Origin of the sequence: Bartonella japonica, from assembly GCF_040545385.1 — a bacterium.
GTDB lineage: Bacteria > Pseudomonadota > Alphaproteobacteria > Rhizobiales > Rhizobiaceae > Bartonella > Bartonella japonica.
In genome coordinates, this window is record NZ_JBEPLT010000013.1 from 1 (window position 1) to 18,820 (window position 18,820).

The 18,820-nt window shown below is 35.9% G+C and carries 12 protein-coding genes and 2 tRNA genes; 2 read left to right on the plus strand and 12 right to left on the minus strand.

From position 1 onward, the window contains the following. Positions 1-109: 109 nt before the first annotated feature. The 3 genes from ABID39_RS05925 to ABID39_RS05935 all read right to left on the minus strand — a co-directional run bounded on the left by ABID39_RS05925 (position 110) and on the right by ABID39_RS05935 (position 2,252). Positions 110-184 (minus strand) — tRNA-Val (locus ABID39_RS05925). A gap of 97 nt (positions 185-281) precedes the next feature. Continuing rightward, complete coding sequence (cpdR, locus tag ABID39_RS05930) at positions 282-644, minus strand: cell cycle two-component system response regulator CpdR (protein WP_345114545.1); 363 nt, start codon at positions 642-644, stop codon at positions 282-284. Positions 645-1,334: 690 nt separating this feature from the next. Next, complete coding sequence (locus tag ABID39_RS05935) at positions 1,335-2,252, minus strand: serine aminopeptidase domain-containing protein (RefSeq protein ID WP_354186986.1); 918 nt, start codon at positions 2,250-2,252, stop codon at positions 1,335-1,337. 266 nt (positions 2,253-2,518) lie between these two features. Between ABID39_RS05935 and ABID39_RS05940 the strand changes: the two genes are divergently transcribed. Continuing rightward, positions 2,519-3,016 (plus strand): Hsp20 family protein, encoded by a 498-nt coding sequence (locus tag ABID39_RS05940; protein WP_354186988.1) that lies wholly within the window; start codon positions 2,519-2,521, stop codon positions 3,014-3,016. Between the two features lie 548 nt (positions 3,017-3,564). Here ABID39_RS05940 and ABID39_RS05945 read toward each other — a convergent pair. Further along, a tRNA-Pro gene (locus ABID39_RS05945) sits at positions 3,565-3,641 on the minus strand. 658 nt (positions 3,642-4,299) lie between these two features. Between ABID39_RS05945 and ABID39_RS05950 the strand changes: the two genes are divergently transcribed. Continuing rightward, the gene (locus ABID39_RS05950) at positions 4,300-4,683 is read left to right on the plus strand and encodes an iron-sulfur cluster assembly accessory protein (protein WP_354186990.1); all 384 of its coding nucleotides are present in this window, start codon (positions 4,300-4,302) and stop codon (positions 4,681-4,683) included. A 70-nt stretch (positions 4,684-4,753) separates the two neighbouring features. Here ABID39_RS05950 and mazG read toward each other — a convergent pair whose 3' ends face one another. From mazG to ABID39_RS05990, 8 genes are all read right to left on the minus strand, one after another. Further along, the gene (gene mazG / locus ABID39_RS05955) at positions 4,754-5,575 is read right to left on the minus strand and encodes a nucleoside triphosphate pyrophosphohydrolase (protein ID WP_354186992.1); all 822 of its coding nucleotides are present in this window, start codon (positions 5,573-5,575) and stop codon (positions 4,754-4,756) included. A 31-nt stretch (positions 5,576-5,606) separates the two neighbouring features. Further along, the gene (locus ABID39_RS05960) at positions 5,607-6,539 is read right to left on the minus strand and encodes a lipid A biosynthesis lauroyl acyltransferase (protein WP_354187066.1); all 933 of its coding nucleotides are present in this window, start codon (positions 6,537-6,539) and stop codon (positions 5,607-5,609) included. A 6-nt stretch (positions 6,540-6,545) separates the two neighbouring features. Continuing rightward, on the minus strand, positions 6,546-7,574 hold the full coding sequence (locus tag ABID39_RS05965; RefSeq protein WP_354186994.1) for a zinc-binding dehydrogenase: 1,029 nt from the start codon (positions 7,572-7,574) through the stop codon (positions 6,546-6,548). 51 nt (positions 7,575-7,625) lie between these two features. Next, positions 7,626-8,918: a beta-ketoacyl-ACP synthase gene (locus ABID39_RS05970; protein WP_354186996.1), complete on the minus strand. Its 1,293-nt coding sequence runs from the start codon at positions 8,916-8,918 to the stop codon at positions 7,626-7,628. 14 nt (positions 8,919-8,932) lie between these two features. Further along, positions 8,933-10,108 (minus strand): beta-ketoacyl-ACP synthase, encoded by a 1,176-nt coding sequence (locus tag ABID39_RS05975; protein ID WP_354186998.1) that lies wholly within the window; start codon positions 10,106-10,108, stop codon positions 8,933-8,935. Positions 10,109-10,118: 10 nt separating this feature from the next. After that, on the minus strand, positions 10,119-10,403 hold the full coding sequence (locus tag ABID39_RS05980; protein ID WP_354187000.1) for an acyl carrier protein: 285 nt from the start codon (positions 10,401-10,403) through the stop codon (positions 10,119-10,121). Between the two features lie 200 nt (positions 10,404-10,603). Then, positions 10,604-12,913 carry an NADP-dependent malic enzyme gene (locus ABID39_RS05985; protein WP_354187002.1) on the minus strand — a complete coding sequence of 770 codons (2,310 nt, stop codon included), beginning with the start codon at positions 12,911-12,913 and terminating at the stop codon, positions 10,604-10,606. Between the two features lie 778 nt (positions 12,914-13,691). Further along, positions 13,692-18,263, minus strand: coding sequence for a hypothetical protein (locus tag ABID39_RS05990; RefSeq protein WP_354187004.1), 4,572 nt, complete (start codon positions 18,261-18,263; stop codon positions 13,692-13,694). Between the last annotated feature and the right edge of the window lie 557 nt (positions 18,264-18,820).

Sequence of the window (18,820 nt, forward strand, 5' to 3'; positions counted from 1 at the left end):
TAATTAAGAGGCATGTTGCAAAATCCTATTCCCGCACCTTTATTTTACTATCCCGTACCCTGAAAAAAGATAAATAAAATCAACAGATTATATGCAAATAAAAAGCGTATGGTGGGCGTGACAGGGATTGAACCTGTGACCCCTACGATGTCAACGTAGTGCTCTCCCGCTGAGCTACACGCCCACTCAATGAGTTGCATACACCATATAGAACTATAAACGTCAATGCCTAATTTCACTTTCTCTTTAAGCAGGCATAAATAATTTAGAAAAATATTTTTTTAAGCAGCTATAAGTATTTTTTCAACCTCATTAACGAGTTCACGCAAGTGAAATGGTTTAGAAAGTACTTTTGCATCAGGAGGGGCATCACTATTTGAATTTAGTGCGACGGCTGCAAAACCTGTAATAAACATTACTCGTAAATCAGGGTCAATTTCAGTAGCGCGCCGTGCCAGTTCTATACCATCCATTTCTGGCATCACGATATCGGTAAGTAGAAGAGAAAATGGCTCTTCTTGTAAACGTTCATATGCGCTAGCACCATTATCAAAATCGGCAACCTCATAACCTGCGCGTTCTAAAGCTTTTACTAGGAAGCGACGCATATCGTTATCATCTTCTGCGAGCAGGATTCGTTTCATGATTGTGTTCCAATGGCTCCATTCGTCAAAGTTTTTTACCGCATCGATTATACAATATAGAGTATTTATAAATAAAGATAATAAAATGCTCATAATTGAAATGAATGGCAAAATGGTTAATTCTTCCAAATTTTCAAAAATATAAAAGAATCATACAGAATATTAGTTGTAAGTTAGTTAAATTCGAAATGTATGCGATGTAAAAAGGTCAGTACACAAATATTTTAAGCACAATTCATTTTAAATGGTTTTTCTTTTTAAATTTTTTTCATTCTGAATAGAACTCCATCGAGTGTTTTATGGGACTGTAACACTGTGTTGAGAAGGACTGTATTAGGCTAAAATGGAAGAATTTTGGCTTTCAAATTTTTGTTTTCCATTCCTCTTTTGTCATGGAATTTTCTTGAATCCTGTAATTTCGAAGAGCAGTATATATTGCAGTTAGGTATTTGGTTTTTAGATTAGTCTTATAATTAGATTAGTCTTATAAAAGGTTAGCATTTCACATTTTAAGAATGCTTTTTTCCTTAAGTATATATATCTCTGACTTTGCATATACACCTTCGTTACTTTTGAAAAAGTTTTTCTGCAATAATTTTAGATATCATTAATAGGGTTATAGAGGAGCGTTTAATAATTTTAAGATGTATTTTGTTACTCTCTTTAGAATTCCAATTTGGTTAAAAGATATTATTTTATAGATATGTCACTGGGAATAAATGCATCAAATGCAGCCCAAAATTGTTTTTTATAAATTTCTTCATACATAATTGTACTAAGTTCAGCGCCTGTAATGGTAATGCTGTTTGTTAAACGGGTATGTTGACATAGTTGTCGTGCTTCAATGTTGTTGGCAATATTGTTTTGATTGGCGAGAATAAACAATGTTGGAATTTTTAATTGTCCATAAAGTATGTTTTTCTTCACGCTATCAATTGTATTGAGAACGGATGCCATCCATCGAGATGTTGGGAGAGGAAGAGAGGGGAAAGGTGTTTTGTCAGCACACCAAGATTGCGTATTTTTCTGCTTTATTTGTTTGAATTTTCTTCCACCTTTTGCTGGTAGAAAACCAAGACCTATATCAGAAAGAAGTTGTGTTAACTTATGTTGAAAACTATTCGTTTTATTGCCTAATGGAGCAAAGAGGGGAGAAACGCAGAGCATTCTATTAAATTGATGGTTTATGAGATCTAGTCCGCTAAGTGCTATTAAGCCGCCCATGCCATAGGCTAATATATAGTAAGGTGGTGGACAGTTAGGATATACAATTTTTTTAAGAAATTCGTCTAAGTCATTAATATCATTGTTACTATCAAAGTAACGATGTCGGCTCTGTTTTTTTGCCTTGCATTGTGATTTTTCTCGGCCAAACCAGTCAAATATTGCTGTATAAAAACCGCGTTTAGAAATTTCAGTCATCGGTAAAAAATATTCTTCTAAAGCATTTGCATAGCTTTCGAGAATAACGACTGTTCCTTTAGATTTTTCTATTTCAGGATGTGTTATTGCAAAACGAATTTCACGATCAATGGCTGTTTTAAGGTAGTTGTTATGGATATTGGGAGGAGAGGAACCCCAATCTATAGGATAAAGAGGTGTTTCCAATTGACATCCTTTATAGTGTATTCTTGAACTTAGCTTATACCAGATGGCTGACATTTATGTAATGATGAAGAAGCATTAAAAAACAGTTACATTGCTTTGTATATGTTTTTATAAATTCGAGCACAAAAGAGTTGAAATAGAAAAGAATGATTACCACATAATACAGTGTGGCCGCCACTCAGGGGTCGCTGGTTCACAGGTTAAGTTTGCCATGTGGGAACTTTGTGAGTCAATTAACTATAGTCGCTCTAAAGGAGGGCAATTTTATGCGTCAAGTAGATTTTTCACCATTTTATCGTTCAACAGTGGGTTTTGATCATCTTTTTAACTGGTTTGATTCTAGGACACATCCTGATGAGGTTTCATCTTATCCACCCTATAACATTGAGCGCTTAACTGAAGATTCTTATAGAATTTCTATGGCTGTTGCTGGTTTTTCTCAAGATGAAATCGATATCGAAACGCATTGCAATCAACTAATCGTTAAAGGTGAGAGAACACCTGAAAAGGATGATGAACAACGAGAGTTCCTTTATCGAGGTATTGCTTCGCGTGCTTTTGAACGGCGTTTTCATTTGGCTGATCATGTTAAAGTTATAGGAGCAGAACTTTGTGATGGACTTCTTCATATTCAGCTTCAGCGAGAAATGCCAGCTGAACTAAAACCACGGAAGATAGCTGTGCAAACTTCATCATCTGCGATAAAAAATGATAACAATTATCATGTATCTGAGGCGAGTTTAGAAGCTAAGGAAACTGAATGATTATTAATGTCTTGAGATAACGAAGTGACGCGAGGCTTTGGTCTCGCGTTTTTATACTTTTTCTCAAAAGGGAAAGATTTCTGAGTAAAAGTTGCACCTTTTCTTTCCAATTTATGATAGTTACGCTGTTTGAACTATCGTATAACTTGAGGAAATAGGGTAGACTTTTTAATTTCATACTTACGTAATGGCATTGTAGTTTAACTCAAAAAGATAGGTACATTGGAGCTTAATACTAGATTTACACTAAGTAAAAGCAGGTGGCATGAGTTAGGAGTGGGGGCGTTTTTTGTTTTTATGAATATTTTTGCTCATGAAATGTGTTGTTTTAAAAGTTATATTTTCATAGATAAAATTATAAAAATTACCCAAAATTAGACAAAAGCACGTTTCGATGACAAGAATGAGAAAAGACCTTGAAAAGGTCTTTGCCTTTTTGAAATCCCTTTGAAAGTTTCTTGAAAACTCTGTAAAAAAATAAACTGATGCAAAATCTCATACATACTACACATACACTTGGTATTTACTAATGTTTCTTCTTTAAAAAGTGGTCGGAGCGGCGGGATTTGAACCCACGACCCCTTGACCCCCAGTCAAGTGCGCTACCAAGCTGCGCTACGCTCCGGTCAGTATGAAACTGACTAAACGACTGTCTCTTTAAAGGCAAGAGAAAAATAAGTAGCTGTCTTTTTAATGTCAGTAAGAATATCAACAGCGTAAAATTTAGAATGCTCTTACACTTTTAAAGAAAGCTTGCAAGAGTGAAAATGAAGCTTTGTACTTTAAATATTTTTCTATTCATCAAGATTAATAATTAAATTTTTTATTTTTGGATTTCATTGATTTCATAGCTGCGATAGGCACATTTTCATTTAATTATTTTTGTGGGTTGGGAAGATATGAGATAAAATCTTTGTGCATCTAAGCTTATTCATCTTTTCTGACATTTCATAGATGCAAGAGAAAATGATATTTTTGAGAGCTTTTGTTTGTTCATTGGAAGGCAATTATCTTCGTAAGTATAGTAGCGGATAATGACATTGAAAAAAATATTTTCATTTTGATTTTTGTAAAAAACATTTTGCAAAGGCTATGAGGAAAGTAAAATAGTGATTTCAGATTACAAAATCATAAGCCAATCTAGTAAAATATCATGCTTTTACCAACATGAGAAAAGAACTTCAATTTATATTCTTATTATTTTATTTCTGATACACTAGATAATCAAAATATTGTAAATGAAATACATTTAAAATTTTTGTTGAGTGAGAAAAGGGTAAATAATGAGCCGTTTTTCAGTAATAAGTTTGACGAAAACTGCAGCAGATCGTGTTAAAGCGATTATGGATACGAAAGATGCACACGGTATTCTTATTGGCATCAAGAAAGGCGGATGTGCGGGGATGGAGTATAGCATTACTCTTGTAAAGGAAGAAGGGCAGGGATTACGTGCAGATGTTGTCGAAGTAAATGGTGCTCGTGTTTTTATAGAACACGATGCAGTATTGTTTTTATTAGGAACACAGGTGGATTATGAAGTAACAGCTCTTCGTTCTGGTTTTGTATTTAAAAATCCTAATCAAATTTCAACATGCGGATGTGGTGAATCAGTAGAATTGCGGCCTACCTTACAGAATTCGGTAGATGAAACATATAAAGCTCATTGAGCTTTGTGAAATTCTATTGAGTGATCAAGATGTTATTGATTTTTTAGGGTAATGGAATCTAATATTTCTCTCATTTCTTATTTTTAGCCTTATTCCAAAGATTTTCCATCTCATGCAAGGATGCATCAGCCAGTGTTTTAGATTGGGTAGATAGACTTTCTTCAATATAGGCAAAACGATTACGAAATTTTGTATTTGTTTCTTTTAATGCTTTTTGTGAATCAATATTCAAGTGGCGTGCAAGATTAAGGAGAGTAAAATAGAGATCACCGAACTCTGCTTCTATATCTGATGTTTTATTGTTTTTTATTGCTTCTTTGAGTTCATCAAGCTTTTCTTTGATTTTTGCAAAAAATTTATGACTTTCATGCCAATCAAAACCTACTTCTGCAGCTGTTTTTTGTAAAGCGAGAGCTTCTTGCTCAGCTGGCTGGATTTTTTTTACTTTTGCAAAAATACTTATAGTCGAATCGTTTAAGAAGCTTTCTTCTTTGCACCATTGTTTTTTTTCAGTCCGTTCGATTTTTTTAATTTTCTCCCATTCTTTAGCTGAAAAACCAAGTTTTTTTTGCTCTGCACTTCCAAAAACATGAGGATGCCGACGAATCATTTTTGCGGTAATTGCATAAACAACATCTTCAAAAGTAAAGCTACCTTCTTCTTGTGCAATTATTGTATGGTAGACAATCTGAAAAAGAAGATCACCGAGTTCTTCGCAAAGATCTTCTTGGTTTTCTCGTTTAATGGCATCGATAACCTCATAAACTTCTTCGAGCATATAGGGTATGAGAGATTCAACAGTTTGTTTTATATTCCAAGCACATCCGCTATCACGATTTCGTAATGCTGCAACAATTGCGATAAGATCATTGATGTCTTTTGACGCGATCATTCATGCCTCTTCTTAATAAACGGATGTCAGTCTATCCGTTATCCCAACGTCTGTGTAACCATGTCCATTGTCCAGGATATTCACGTACCCAACTTTCAACAATATCATTTAATTTTTGTGTAGAAGCAATTATATCAATTTCATTTTTTTCATTAAGTGGAAGTTTTACAGGTTCATATAATTCTAAACGGTGTCGTCCTCCAGCTAGACGGATACAACGTACTGGATAAATATCACAATCATATTGTCGTGCAAGTTTTATAATTAAGGGGTTAGTTTTAAGTGGTCTATTAAAGAATGTTCCCGAAATACCGCGGTGAAATTTTTGGTCAACAAGCATGCCAATATTTTGACCTTCTGCTAATTTGGCAGCTAGTGCCCAAGCAGCACCGGCTTTAGAGGGGACGAGATGTCCCATGGAAGTTTGTCGAGCTTTAAGAACTTTCTTTGCAATATAGGGATTATTGGGAGGTCTAAATAGTACTGTAACATTCAAACCAAAACTTTGTGCGCATATAGGCAGAAGTTCGAAATTTCCGGTATGCGCTGTGAAAAAAATATGCGGTTTTTTTTCATTTTTTAATCTCTCAAATATTTCTGCGCCTTTTACCTCAATAAGTCCTGGTTTCTCCGCATGAGGATCAAAATCAAAAATTTTGTCAAGAAAAATATATTCAGCTAGAAACAGTCCTATATTCTCCCACATTTCTACTGCAATTGTATGGAGTTCTTCTTCTGTTTTTTCTGGATATGCAGCTCTCAGGTTTGCAAGAGCAATTTGGTGACGATGGACAAGAGGGCCGAGTATTTTTGCTAACCGAGAAAAAAAAGCAAATCCAATGTTGGTAGGAAAATATTTTAAAACATATAAAGAGCCGATGAGCGGATATCCCCACAAAAAATAAAATGATTTTTTTGCTATCATTTTAATATGGTACATAATTTTTTTAATGTAAAATTTCATCATAACTTAGTCGATTTTAAGAATAACTTTACCAAAAACATCACGGTTTTCCATTCGTTTTAAGACTGTATCAATTTCATCAAATCCAACGACTGTATCAATGACAGGATGCACAAGGCCTTGTGCCATTTTCTGCATGGCATTTTGCATATTTTCTATCCGACAGCCAAATGAACCAAATATTTTAAGTTGTTGCTGGAATAACTGCATAAGATTAAGAGGTGCTGTAACTCCAGAGGTAGAGCCACATGTTACCAAGCGTGCACCTCGTTTCATACACAACAAAGAACCGTTCCATGTATTGGCTCCTACATGTTCAAAAACAACATCAACCCCTTGTTTTTTTGTCAATTTACGCACGATCCCTTCAAAACGATCTGTACGGTAATTAATGACATGATCAGCACCAAGAGATTTTGCTTTTGCAATTTTTTTATCCGAACCTACAGTTGTGATAACGGTACATCCTTGCTGTTTTGCCAGTTGAATGGCTGCTGAACCGATACCAGAACCACCTGCATGTATCAGAATTGTTTCTCCTGCTTGTAGTTTTGCATTATCGAAAAGCATATGCTCTACAGTACCAAAGGTAATAGGAGCAACAGCTGCTTGCACTTCATCACATTCTGGAGGAGAGGGGACTAATAGTCGTGCTGGCAAATTGACAAGTTCGCAGGCAAAGCCGTCAAGATGAAAACCATAGACACCTTTTACATCGCTGCAAAGATTATCACGTCCTTCACGACAAGCTTGGCATATTCCGCATGTTTGTGCGCCATAGATTGAGACGATTTGTCCAAGTTGTAAATTTTTGACATTACTTCCCATTTGAGTTACTTCACCGGAAGATTCTGCGCCAATAATGAGAGGCATTTTTCTTTTAGCAAAGGCCATACCACGCCAACCCCATACATCGATGTGATTAAGGGCAACGGCTTTTATCCGCACGGTTACTTCATCGTCATTCGGTGGTGGTGGGGGGGCAATATTGGTGATTTCAAGTTGACGTTCATTTAATAATTGCAGTGCACGCATTATCATCCCCATTAAATGGTATGTTATTAATTTACATATGATAAAATTTGATCAGTATTGAGAATACTTATCCTCTTTATATGCTGTGATAATAAGACTCGTATTCTGCCCGCCAAATCCAAAAGAGTTTGACAAAACCGTATTCACATCGGCTTTACGGCTATGGTTAGGAACAACGTCTAAAGGGATAGCAGGATCAGGATTATCATAATTGATTGTGGGAGGAAGTATTCCCGATTGAATTGTTAAAAGTGAAAAAACAGCTTCTATGGCACCAGCAGCAGTTAATGTATGGCCAATCATGGATTTATTAGAGGAAACCGGAATACGTTCTAAAATATGACCGAAGACTGTTGATAATGCAAGATATTCCATCTTTTCATTTTCAGGTGTTGAGGTTCCATGTGCATTAATATAGTCAATTTCATTGATCGTGATTTTTGCATCATTTAAGGCTTTATGAACGGATTCAATTGCTGGAGATGCATCGGGTTTTGAACGGGTACGATGAAAATCGTCTGCTGTTTCTCCACAACCAGCCAAAATTCCTAAAATTGTTGCATTACGGTCTAATGCACTTTTGAGAGATTCAAGAACAAGAGCGCCTGATCCTTCTGCCATAACAAAACCATCTCGGTCATAGCTAAAGGGCTTTACTGCTTTTTCTGCAGGATCATTATGGGCTGAAAGAGCAGATAATAATGAAAAGCGAATAAGAGATTCTACTGAAACTGAACCATCTGTAGCAATCGTGAGTGCGCGATTTGTTTCTTCCCGTCGAATGGCTTCAACACCTAATTGAATTGCTGTTGCACCAGATGCGCAAGCGGTTGAAAGTGTAATAGGAAGCCCCTTTGTCCCAAATTTTTTTTGAAGTTTTTCTGCAATTGTACCAAATTGTGTACTTTCAAAGAGTGTCTCATGGAGATTATCACGGCAGACTTCAAGAAGATGTGTATAGGAAGGATCATCAATGAATCCTTTCTCTTGATTAAGAGTAAAACGTGCTGTCCACTCAAGTTCAACAGGAGGAGCTGCTAAAAATAAGGGGCCATCAAAATTTATTTTATCAAGAGCTGCTTGTTCCAAAGCTTCCTCTGCAGCAAGAGCCGCAAGCTTTTCAGAGAGAGCTGAAGCGCCAAGTGTACTTTCTTTAAGAAAGTCAACAGTTCCAGCTATATATGTCTTTAATCCTTCAATAGGAAAGCGCGTGATCTTATGGATACCGCTCACACCATTTGTTAATTTTTGCCAATTTTCATCTTTTCCTTGTCCCAGTGAGGTTACAATGCCTGCTCCAGTGATTGCGACAAGCGGACGCCCAAAATGATCATTATATTTCACTATAAAAATTCCCCTCAAGCAGCAGTTAGACGGACCACACCTTCAGCTCTTTTTAGACCAATAGTCGTAACAAATGCTTCACACACTTCTTTAGAAAAAGCTTTTTCATGAGCACTCAACCCTGGGAAACTATGTCTTTTTTCAACAGTAATAGCAGCAAGTGCAAGTGCTAAAAGAAATTGCGCTTCTCGCATATAACCAAATAATGTTGTAATACCGCGATAAGATATATTAGCAGCTTCAAGAGCTTTTTGTTCTGCTTTTGTCACTTCATGAAATCCGGAAGCAGCTGAAATAGCTAAGGCAGATTTTGCCTCTACGGTTTTCAACATTGATACAATTGAATCTTCAAGAGAGATTTTTGTTCTGTCTATTTGATCTGTGATGATTTGATTAATTTCAGCATAAACACGTGCATTACGTTTTCTTGCATGTTCTTCACTTTCAAGGACAAGAAAGATACCACCAGAACCGGTTATAATACCGCCACCAGGATAGTTTTTACGGTCCCACACAGGTGTCCATCCACTCTGTGTTAAGAGCCCTCCAAGTTCATGGGCTAATAGCATATCATATGCTTGTGCATTGTAGGAACTTCCTACTAACGCATGTGTACTCTGTCCTGATCGAATACGTGCTGCAGCAATTTGAAGTGCAGAAAGTCCACTGCCTTCTTCTCCCATAAATGTCCGAGAAGATCCTGTTACTTTGTGAACAATTGAAATATTTCCAGCCAAAAGATTTGAAAGTTGCGCCAAAAATAAAGTTGGACGAAGTTCAGTCGAAAGAACTGAATTTAACATGGAAGCTTGATCAGCTGTTATTTGTGCTTGAGAGAGAATTTGTGTATCGACAACAAGATCACGTTCTCCTCCACCTGCTGCAACGATCATATCCATTGTTGAGGTTAATTGTTCATTATCTTTTATGCCTGCATCATCAAGAGCAAGACCAGCTGCATAGGTTCCTAGACGCTGCCAAGTACCCATTTGTCGTTGATCACTTTTCTTAGGAATTTGCAAGCTCCAATCAATTTCAGGCAATTGATGAATAGTGTAGGGTGGAAAAGTTGTATAATCAAGGTTTGGTGTAACTGTAGGATTATTCAGGAGTTTCCAATGATGATCAACTCCTTCACCCAAAGAGCTTATAAGTCCTATACCAGTGATGAATACAGCTTGATTATGCATAGTAAAAGAATTATCCTGCCTGTTTTAAGGCAACGAGTTCATCAATTTTTGCACAAAGGTTTTTAAGAACAAAGTATTCTTCTGTTGCAACGGTTCCTTCGTTAACTTCTTGTGTCCATTGCTCTAATGGAACTTTAATTCCAAAAGCTTTATCAATAGCAAAAACAATATCAAGAAAATCAAGACTATCGATTCCCAAATCATCAATTGTATGGCTGTCAGGTGTGAGCACGTTGCGATCAATTTCACTGATTTCCGCGATAATATCAGCAACTTTATCAAACGTAGAGGGCAATATAAGATTCCTTATTTATAGAGTTGATATATTCAAAATACACTTAATACTATTCTTCTAGCCTTTTTTCCCTTTAAAAAAAAGACTTAATCTAGAATAACTGTCTTTATATTGGGATAAAAAAGTTCTTAGTGTATGAGATTTTGTATTCAGAATTTTGAAAAACTTTAAAAATTTATGATGATTTCACTTACTTTGTTTTAGAGTTTTTTTCGATTTGCAGCAAGAACTGCAAGAGCTGTCATATTGACAACACCTCGTGAAGTAACTGAAGGTGTTAAAATATGTGCTGGACGTGAAGCTCCAATTAAAATAGGGCCGACATGAAGTGCATTGGTGAGATTTTTTACGAGATTGAGCGTTATATTAGCTGCATCAAGTGTTGGAAAGACGAGCAGATTTGCTTCACCTTTGAGGCGTGAATCGGGAAAAACACGGTTACGAAAGGCTGGAGAAAGTGCAGCATCACCGTGCATTTCACCATCAGCTTCTAGATTTGGGTATAATTTAGCAAGAATTTCAGTTGCACGACGCATTTTACGTGCACTCTCTGTATTTTTTGAACCAAAATTTGAGTGTGATAGTAATGCTGCTTTTGGTGTTATTCCGAAGGCTTCGATTTCTTGTGCTGCCAACACTGTCATTTCTGCTATTTCTTCTGCAGAAGGATCTTCATTGACGTAGGTATCTGTAAAAAAAAGAGTACGATGTGAAGAAATAAGTAAACTTACAGCAGAAAAATGACGAACATTTGAATCAAGTCCAATGACTTGTTCAATTAGTTCAAGATGACGTTCAAAACGTCCTTCTAAACCACAAATCATTGCGTCAGCTTCGTTACGCATTACGGCGAGTGCTGCAATTGCCGTTGTTGAGGTTCTAACAATTGTTTTTGCAACTTCAGGTGAAACACCACGTCGTCCTGTATAACGAAGAAATAAATTAACATAATCATGGAAACGCGGATCTTTTTCTGGATTGGTAAGTTCAAAATCGATGCCAGGACGAATTCTGAGACCAAAGCGCTTTAATCTTGCCTCTACAACATGTGGGCGGCCTATGAGGAGAGGAATAGCAGTTTGTTCTTCAAGCACAATTTGTGCGGCTCGAAGTACGCGTTCGTCTTCACCGTTGGCATAAATTATACGTTTACGTTTTGCTGTTTTTGCTGCCGCAAAAACAGGTTTCATGGCTAATCCAGAACGAAATACAAATCGGTTAAGGATATCATAGTAGGATTCCATATTTTCAATGGGACGAATCGCGACACCTGTTTCCATTGCTGCTTTAGCGACAGCAGGAGCAATTCGAAGTATTAAGCGCGGATCAAAGGGAGAGGGAATGAGGTAGTCTGGACCAAAACTGGGTGGTTCTTTTGAGTATGCGCGTGCAGCAATATCTGAAGTTTCTTCACGAGCAAGAGCGGCAATTGCATGAACTGCAGCCATTTTCATTTCTTCATTAATTGCGGTCGCACTGACATCTAATGCACCACGGAAAATATAGGGAAAACAAAGGACATTATTGACTTGGTTTGGATAATCAGAACGCCCTGTGCAGATCATTGCGTCTGGTCGCACAGAATGTGCTTCTTCCGGCATAATTTCTGGTATTGGATTAGCAAGCGCTAAAATTAATGGATTTGGAGCCATTTTTTTGAGATATTCAGGTTTTAGAACCCCTCCTGCTGAAACACCTAGAAAAATGTCCGCATTATCAATAATCTCAGATAACGTTCGTGCATTGGTTTTTTGTGCATAATTGACTTTCCAACGATCCATAAGTGCCTTACGGCCTTTATAAACAACGCCTTCTAAATCGCTAAGCCAAATATTTTCAATTTTTGCTCCAAGGCGGACCAAAAGATTAATACAAGCTAGTGCTGCGGCGCCAGCGCCCGAGGTAACTATTTTTGCATTTTCAATTTTTTTTCCCGAAAGATTTAACGCATTTAATACTGCTGCACAAACAATAATAGCGGTTCCATGTTGGTCATCATGGAAAACGGGAATATTCATTTTCGCACGAAGTTTTTCTTCGATTTCAAAACATTCAGGAGCTTTTATATCTTCAAGATTAATTCCACCGAATGTGGGTTCTAGGGAAGATACAGTTTCTACCATCTGTTCAATGTTAGGAGCATCAATCTCAATATCAAAAACATCAATATTCGCAAATTTTTTAAATAAAACAGCTTTTCCTTCCATAACCGGTTTTGAGGCAAGTGGACCAATATTCCCCAATCCAAGAACTGCAGTTCCATTTGATATAACAGCGACTAGATTAGAACGGGAAGTATATTGAGCAGCAAGATTGGGATCTTTGTGAATTGCAAGACAAGGTGCCGCGACACCTGGAGAATAAGCAAGAGCTAGATCACGCTGATTATCAAGAGGTGTTGTTGCTTGTATTTCTAATTTTCCAGGTTTTGGATATTGATGATAAAAAAGTGCGGCACTGTCAAGTTCAACTTTTTGTGAACTGCAATCACTATTTTGCTCTGTAGACATTTTTGTGGTATCCAAGTTAGTGTATGTTTATATGAGTATTCCATCTACGATAGAGTGTTGTCCACTGATAGATCCTAATTTCTCTGAATCTAAAAATGCATAAGTAATTTTTTAGATCGTTAAATCAGCTTGATAATTTATTTTTATCTGTTAGTACAACTCATCTTTTTTCCTTAACAAAGATTTGCAGAAGTTAATCAGTTTAAAAAGAAGCAAATATTACTAGCGGATGTATTACCAAGACGTTACTTTTTTTTGCAATGCTGGTGAGAAAGAAAAGAATAGAGTTTGTTTATTCCTTGAATATAATTATCGTAAGTATATACGTTATTTACACACCTATAAGTATATAGAATTTATGGATGAGTATTTGCAAGTTTTAAATTTCCCATATTATTTTTAAAAGTTTTTTATCTTTGAATGCAGGTAAAAGTAAATTTTTATAGTTAGAAATAGATTTGATTTTATACAATACGTTTATCATAGATGTGCAGTTTGTTTTTATCAAGTTTGTATAAAAGAAGTGAATCCATGAAGAAGCATATGGGGAGTGAGAGAAGTTATGCTTATTCCATTTATGATACTATTTAGTCATTGAGCATGGGTATTTAAAATAAGGTTATTGGTTAGAATATCACAGAAATTCAATACTAATAATTCAATAATTTACTGATAATTAACACTATATCTGTTCTTAATACGTTATATTTTAAGAAGCGATGGGCACGATCAGAAAAGAAGAAAAAGCAAAAAAACACTTTCCACTTTTATTACTGCTTTATTGGATACGACCACTCGCATGAGCAAGCATAGTATAAACTTTTCCAGTATCCGATACCAGATATTTTCGAACTGAGTTGGAAGAATTAGAATTGCGAGATACGTCACGTAATAATTTTTCAAAATCTGTAATATACTGATTAACTGAACGTTTAAAATCAATATCACGCATATATTTTTTCTTAATCATTTCAAATATTGTTTTCCCATTCAAAGTGTAAAGACGTTCTGTTACAATATTTTTTTGTCCATGGTGATAATGATCCCATAACTCGACAACAGCATTGTGGTTAAAAGCTCTTACTATATCTGTAGCTAAAGAATGGAGAGATTCATTTGCAGGACGTGTTTTTGTTTGTACCGATGTGAAAACAGAATCATTAGGCATTTCATCATGCCAAACCTCTTCACGTGAAGCTCTTTCTAGAAGATTTGATACCCATTTATTTGGCTGTTTATTGCTTAGGTCTTGTTGCAAAACAGGCTTAGGGGGAACCATCTTCTTGGTGGTAACTTCAGGGAAAATATCATCATCTCTCTTAAAGTCAAAAGGACGAGATGTTACAGGTATCAATTGTTCCTTTGCATTTTTTTTATTATTTTTTTGTATAATATTCACTAAGTCTTTTAATGCTGTAATTTGCTCATTTAAAGCAGTACGAATTGTTTGTGTTGTTTCTTTTGTTTTTTCTGGAAGCTTTTGAACATTTTCATTAATATCATTATTAATTTTTGAAAGTTCTGAACGAACTTCATCTGCAGAACGACGTATATTTTTTGCTGCTTCTGAAAAACGCGTTGAAGCTTCACTAATGAGCTGATTAAGTGATTGTTGAAGCGAGTGTGTGGAGTTACGCGCATTTTTATCTGTACGTTCAAGTGCTAAATTAAGGACATTTTCATAATGTTCAATGAGGTGAGTAATTTCACTAGACTTTGAAACAAGAGCATTGCTCAACGTAGAGAGAGTGTTGTGTTTTTCCTCAAGTGTCGTATTGAGTGAATTTTCGGACTGTTCGAGAACACGAATAGTCTCAGAAAGTATTTTAGCATGTTCACCAAAACTGCTTGTTATATGGCTAATCTGTCCGAATGTGTTTTCCGAGAGTCCTTGTAAAACCTCAACATTTTTATTGAGTGCTTGATTTGAAGCTGATAAATGTTCTGCTACCTTATTTGTGTTTAGGAAAAAATTATTCGCAGTCTCACTGAATTGACCATCAATATTTTGAACTGCCGATAATAAAACATTACTATTTTCGTGAAAACTGTAAATCGATTGATTCAATTGTGCAACGATGGACGAAACATTATCAATAAGATCTTCTTTCATAGCTGTTACGGTTTGGATAGTTTCAGAGTGAGTTTGTGTTAAGCTATCCATTAAAGACGCATTGTGTGCATAGATTCTTTGCTCAGCATCTTGTGTTGAGAGGGAAAGTTGCTCACTGATATGCTGTGTTAAATAACCGATTGATTCAGTTGTACTTTGTGCAGCTTTATTTAAATAACTCGTTAATTCTGTTATTTTCCCGACATGTTCTGAAATTTGAGTCGCTGTTTGATTATTTGCTTCTTCCAAACGGTTACCTACATCAGACAGCTGATATCCTAAATTATTTTTAAGACTCTGCATGGAGTGATTAAGGACATTACAGCGTTCGCTGAGTACTTGTTCAATTGCTGTCGCTGAAGCATGAATTGTTTCATTCAACAATGCTTGTGCATTATAAGTGGCAGCTGTGAAGGCTTTAACAGTATGATCTGTTTGTTCAGATAGTTCAGAAAGAACTCTCTCATTGGTATCATAAACTGTTTGTTTTACATTCGATACAATACGATTTCCAGATTCTGAAAGAATATTTTCTGCTTTTTCAGTGACATTTGTAACAGATGAAAGTATCTGTTCACCCGTAGAAGAAAGAATATCAGAGGCTTTTACGATCTCATCCTGCAAGTTGTCTGTAACTGCTTTAACGGAATCTTCTAATGTAATTCGTATATTGTCAACACTTGTTTCCAGTGCTTGCTGAATTGCTTGGTTCTGTTCATTATTCAGAATGATAGATGTTTGTAATGAATCTGAACGCTTTTCAAGGATAGAAGTTTGTGTCTCTATTGTTTCGCAAACTTGGCCAAGTTTTTCTGAAAACGATTCTTCTAGCGTGGTTGCACGTTCAAAAATTCTGCGTGCACGATTTTCTAAATTTTCATCGAACGATTCTATACGACTTTCAAGGGCTTCAAAGAAAGTTCCCTTGGATTGAGAGAGTGTGTTTTTTAGAAACTCAGCGTGTCCCTCGAGGTCTTTAATATGGTTTTGAACGGTTTCTGTAATATTTTTACTATTGGTTGCAATTGCACCTTCAACGAGGTCTATTTGCTGTTTTAGAACGGTATCAACATGTATATCATTTTGGGTAATGAGATTATGGATTGTTTCCATCCGTTGTTCGAGCGTATGTGCTTGATTTGCAAGAACTTCGTTAAGAGAAAAACTGTTAATAGCTAAAGAATCACGTAAAGCATCGGCACGTATATCAATATTTCTAGCTTGTGCTTCTAAGGCATCTTTTGTTGTATTGCAGCTTTGTGCAATAACTTCTTGTAGTTTTTCCGTGCATTGTACTATATTTGTAACATAATTTTCAGCATGATGATCAACAACTTGGACATTATCAATCAAAACCTTTTCAATATTTGAAGTATTTTGCGCCAAGATATCAATTTTGTTTTTCAATGTATCTGCAATTTTATTCTTTTCGTTATCGAGCATGTCTGCCATGAGAGCTCTTTGATCAGAAAGTTGTAATTTGAAGTCTTGCGAACGCTCTTGTATGATGTGAACAATAGCACTATCGATATGCTGAACTTCTTCTCTTAACTTTTCTTTGCTCTTGTCGATTGCAGAAAGGATAACTTCATGGCCGCTTGTGAATGCATCGGTGATGTCAGCTGTTCTTTCTTGGAGGTCTGTATTTATGCGTAACATGTGATCCTCTAAGAAATCGCCGAGCATTTTAGCATTATTTTCGAGGGATTGACTACGAATCATGAAGGCTTCGATTATGGAATCGCCATGTTTTTTAAGAGAAATATCAACATTTGCTAGGCGGTTTTCTAAAGATTCAATTGCTTCTGAAGTTACACTATCAAATTTAGAAGAAAGCTTGTAGGCTTGTTCGTCAAGTTGTATGATTTTCTCATCTAAAATTTGTAGAGATTGATTATTACGATCAATAATATTTTTATCTAATACTTTGAATTTTTCATCAACACTATGCAGAGCTTGATCTGTTGTTTCTTGTATATGTGTTGCAATGTTGGCGATATGTATTTCAGCTTTAGCAGCTGTTTCATTAAAGACTTTCTCTATTCGTTTTTCATTATTATCAAAACGTTCTGAAAAACCATCAAAATTTTTCTCTAATTCGTGAAAAAATTCTGTGTTTTTCTTCTGAATTTGCGTTGTGGTTTCACTAAATTTTTCAACGAGTTGATTCGTTACACCACCACCAGCGTGGCAAAGCTTTTCAACAAGATCTTCTCCTTGCTTTTGTAAAGTTTGGGAAAGAGTTTGCGCAAGCTTTTCAACATTGGTTGCAATTTTTGAGGTAACCAAGCCAAATTCATCACTCAGTTGTTCTTGTGTTCCTTTAATTGTTGACTGTACTCGGTCAGCATGATTCAAGATGGCTATACGTTCATTGCTTAATTCTTTGATTAAGGTATGAATGCGCGATTCATTTTCAGCATAGGCTTGTTCTAGATTATGGACTTCTCCCTGAATGATCGCTTCAAGTTCAACAGCACGTCCAAGGGTGCGTTCAATTCCCTCGTTCATTGCAGCTACTTCTTCACGAATAGTCTGCCCTATAGCGATCGCTTGCTTCTCAGATATATGCTGTGGTTCACTAAGGCGTTGTGCGGCATTTGTTATAAGAAGAGCAATATCATGCAATTCGTTTGAACGTTTTATTAATTGAGCAACACCCCAAGATATGAGAATAGGGATTGCTGTTCCAGCTGTTATAGCTAGCCCTGTTGGGGACATAACAAAAGTAGTGATATTCGATAAAGAATTAAGTCCGGCAGGCGCTAGCTTATGCGCAATTAAAGCACCTCCTGTCGCCCATAAAGCACTAAGCGCTGTGGTACACCAATAGATTCGAGAAGTAGAGCGTTGCTTTAATAGTTCAAAATTTAAAGGAGTTGTTGTATCATCATTAGCAGGAAGAAGTTGTGTAGACAACAATGTATTGTTAACAGTTCCACCTGAGAGTTTGGTTTTAGACTTCTGGGAGAAAAGCTGTTCAACAACAGATTCATCAATGACAGCGCTATCATGAATATTTGAGATAACAGTCGAAGGACCATTTTCAGCAAGAACTTCTTCTTCTGCCATTGCAATTTTCTTAATCAATTCATCTACACTAATGACATTTTCAGAATTGCTGGAAGACATCGTTTCAATTGCTGCTGCCGCGTTATCAAAGTCAAAGTTCATAGCTTTTGAGAGGGCTTCTTCAACTCCAACTTCAAATGTTTGTAACTTGGTTCTGCGTGCCATACTCGCCTCGTACTCTTACAGACGGAAAAGGGATACGTCCTCCTCCAGATACTCCACATACTAACTGTTAATTATTTAGAAAGGAATATGTTCAGGGAAAAATTTTGAAAACTTATCAACATAAAGTTAACGCAGTTTTTTAAATCTATGCAAAAATGGTATAAATTGCAATAAAAACAATATAGTATTTAATTATAACAAAAATAAAATACTGTTTACAATTCTCACGTATAGATAGAATCATATAATAATTATATACAAATAAGAGCAATTTAATGGTGGTTATGCACAGTATTTTAAAGAAATCTGCGATGTGTAAATGCATTTGTGTATGTGCAGATTCTCGTATTTTTTGATAAGAAATTATGAAACTTATGTTATCGTCAAATAGATTTTTATTGATTCTAAATTGAGAAAAATTAATTATTCTATTCTTTAAGTGCGTATGGTTTGAAATATATGGCATGTGCGATATCTTAGGATGCAAAATTAGAGCTTGTTTTTCCACAATAGTTCATAACAAAATGAATAGAAAGGGAGATTGTCATTTTGCGATA

Coding starts and splice junctions, on each gene's coding strand:
- ABID39_RS05975 (WP_354186998.1), bottom strand. CDS start 10,108: ATGCATAATCAAGCTGTATTCATCACTGGTATAGGACTTATAAGCTCT.
- cpdR (WP_345114545.1), bottom strand. CDS start 644: ATGAAACGAATCCTGCTCGCAGAAGATGATAACGATATGCGTCGCTTC.
- ABID39_RS05940 (WP_354186988.1), top strand. CDS start 2,519: ATGCGTCAAGTAGATTTTTCACCATTTTATCGTTCAACAGTGGGTTTT.
- ABID39_RS05960 (WP_354187066.1), bottom strand. CDS start 6,539: ATGAAATTTTACATTAAAAAAATTATGTACCATATTAAAATGATAGCA.
- ABID39_RS05990 (WP_354187004.1), bottom strand. CDS start 18,263: ATGGCACGCAGAACCAAGTTACAAACATTTGAAGTTGGAGTTGAAGAA.
- ABID39_RS05985 (WP_354187002.1), bottom strand. CDS start 12,913: ATGTCTACAGAGCAAAATAGTGATTGCAGTTCACAAAAAGTTGAACTT.
- ABID39_RS05965 (WP_354186994.1), bottom strand. CDS start 7,574: ATGCGTGCACTGCAATTATTAAATGAACGTCAACTTGAAATCACCAAT.
- mazG (WP_354186992.1), bottom strand. CDS start 5,575: ATGATCGCGTCAAAAGACATCAATGATCTTATCGCAATTGTTGCAGCA.
- ABID39_RS05950 (WP_354186990.1), top strand. CDS start 4,300: ATGAGCCGTTTTTCAGTAATAAGTTTGACGAAAACTGCAGCAGATCGT.